We start from the raw sequence: 1,515 nt of genomic DNA, 5'->3' as shown, positions 1-1,515 counted from the left end.
GGGCCGATTTCGTTGAAAAAGTCGTAGATTTTGAGGGGAGTTCGGGCGCGGTAAGGCGGGTGTTGATGGCGTTTCACGCCGGGATCGGGATCAGTTTTGCCATCTTGCGCAGGTTCTGGGCTGTTGCTGCGATGTGGAATTCGTCTCGGGCTCCATTTGGTCCTCTGAGGCGTAACCGATCCAGTTTCATGATACGTTTGAGATGGGCAAACAGCATCTCCACCTTCTTTCTCTGACGCATAGAGATGACATAATCATCCGTCTGGGCGATATCTCTTGCCATATCGCGGGCACCCTCGAAGACGGAGCGCATGATCTTGCGGGCTGGTTCCTTGGGAACACAGACCTGTTTCAAAACGCAGGCCTCGCAGTCATGCTTGCTGGCGCGATATCTGCGCATGCCATCGCCATCAATGGCATCTCGCTCTTTCTTGAATGGGCGACGATATTGATGCAGGGATTTGCCGCCGGGACAGTAATATACGTCTCCATCGGGATCATAGATGAAGTCGGAGCGTGGGAAAGTGCCGTCGCGTCTCCCTGATTTATCGAGCACAGGAATGTGTGGCTCGATGCCATATTCATAGACAAGCCATCCCAGCATCTCCGCACTGCCATAGCCGGTGTCCCCGACAAGTCGCGCAGGATAGAGACCGGTCTGAGCCATCACGCGTTCGATCATGTCGCGGGCAGCTTTGTTCTCCGCCTGACGAATGGGGGCCGTCGGTTCCACATCCACGATGATCCCGTTGTCGAGATCGACCAGATAGTTGGTTGAATAGATGAAGTGCGCCTTGCCGCGGTCGGCCGCAGACCACCGTGCGGCTGGATCCACGGGCGAGATGTATTTGGGCGGAACTGGCGTGGCAGAGCCGAAGGCTGCATCATCCAGTGTTTGCAGATATTCCTCTGTTGCCCGGCTTGCGTGGTCTTCAGGTGACCAGTCCTTCGGTTCAATGCCATCTTCACGGTTGGCATCTGCCTTGATCAGCGAGGCGTCAATCCCGAAGGCTTCCCCGCCAACAAGTCCCTCAGCGATCGTGCGGCTGAGAACATCCTCGAACAGCTTCCTGAACAGATCACTCTGGCGGAACCGACCATGCCTGTTTTTGGAGAAGGTTGAATGATCCGGAACAGGATCTGTCAGGTCCAGGCGGCAAAACCACCGATAGGCAAGATTGAGGTGGACTTCATCGCAAAGGCGGCGCTCAGACCGGATCCCCATAATATAGCCAACCAGCAACATCCTGATCATCAGTTCGGGATCGATCGAGGGGCGACCAATGGAACTGTAGAAAGGCGCCAGATGACGTCGGATGTCTGCAAGATCAATGAAGCGATCAATGGACCGCAATAGATGATCCCGCGGTACGTGGTCTTCAAGATTGAACGCGTAAAACAGCGAAGCCTGCACTCCGCTCTGGTTGCCCATCATGCCCCGATCCTCCATTCTCAAAGGAATTGAATCAGGACTTCAACACCAAAGCAACGCCTACTTTTTCAACGGAATCGGCC

General features: G+C 54.9%; 1 protein-coding gene. It reads right to left on the bottom strand.

From position 1 onward, the window contains the following. Positions 1-73: 73 nt before the first annotated feature. The gene (locus DSD30_RS21435; RefSeq protein WP_114011796.1) at positions 74-1,435 is read right to left on the bottom strand and encodes a transposase; all 1,362 of its coding nucleotides are present in this window, start codon (positions 1,433-1,435) and stop codon (positions 74-76) included. Positions 1,436-1,515 lie beyond the last annotated feature (80 nt).

The organism is Cohaesibacter intestini, from assembly GCF_003324485.1.
Lineage (GTDB): Bacteria > Pseudomonadota > Alphaproteobacteria > Rhizobiales > Cohaesibacteraceae > Cohaesibacter > Cohaesibacter intestini.
The sequence above is the reverse complement of the archived record's forward strand: the minus strand, read 5'-3'. Positions and strand labels throughout refer to the sequence as shown.